This is a genomic window from Vibrio sp. 1727 (assembly GCF_033344415.1).
GTDB classification, from domain to species: domain Bacteria; phylum Pseudomonadota; class Gammaproteobacteria; order Enterobacterales; family Vibrionaceae; genus Vibrio; species Vibrio alginolyticus.
The window spans coordinates 1-693 of sequence record NZ_JAWPOT010000279.1 but is presented as its reverse complement, the minus strand read 5'-3'; the positions used below and the strand labels follow the sequence as shown (position 1 = coordinate 693).

At 50.1% G+C, this 693-nt stretch carries 1 protein-coding gene and 1 pseudogene; both read left to right on the top strand.

Going from position 1 to position 693, the window contains the following annotated elements:
• Positions 1 to 468 (top strand): annotated as a pseudogene (locus R8O10_RS25235) (hypothetical protein); the annotation flags it as partial.
• A partial coding sequence (locus tag R8O10_RS25230; protein ID WP_318191959.1) for a DTW domain-containing protein occupies positions 468 to 693 on the top strand: 226 nt, incomplete at its 3' end. The pseudogene R8O10_RS25235 and the gene R8O10_RS25230, both read left to right, overlap by 1 nt.

Sequence of the window (693 nt, the reverse complement as noted above, 5' to 3'; positions counted from 1 at the left end):
GCTGACGTCCCATCCAGTGCCGATTTCGATTCCAAAGTCGATGCTTCGGTACGTAACTACTTCTTCATTCACCAAACCGACCCAAGCAATAACCAATACCGCTGGTTAACGTACGATCTCAATGGTGATGGTAATGAAGAACTGCTGGTTCAATTGGATTGGTGCGGCTCAGGCGGTTGTACGCTCTTGGTGTTCGAAAACCATGAAAAAGAATGGCGCTTCAATAGTCGAATTACACTGGTAAGAAGCCCAATAATGCTCGGCCAACAAACGTCGCACGGTTGGCGCGACCTGATTTTCGATGTTAGTGGCGGTGGCGCAACACCAGCAAAACATGTCATGCAGTACACTGGCGTAAGCTACCCTCTGAACCCGAGCATGGCACCAACAGCCACACCAGGACAAATCAGTGGTGTTCGTCTGTTCTCGGATGGTATTAGCCCTGTGCGTGAAGGGGTTCGACTGTAATGTCACAACCGTGTCCCCATTGCGGTTTTCTGTTCAACTATATTTGCTCGCTGGTGCCTAAACTCACCAGCAAGCACGACATACTGCTATTGATGCACCCAAATGAGCTAACTCGTGACACCAATACGGGCCAGCTGTTACAGCATTGCCAACTCAACGTCGAGCAAGCAATCTGGGATCGCAAACAACCACCAGCAGAGTTGCTCACTCGCTTGGCTGATCCTT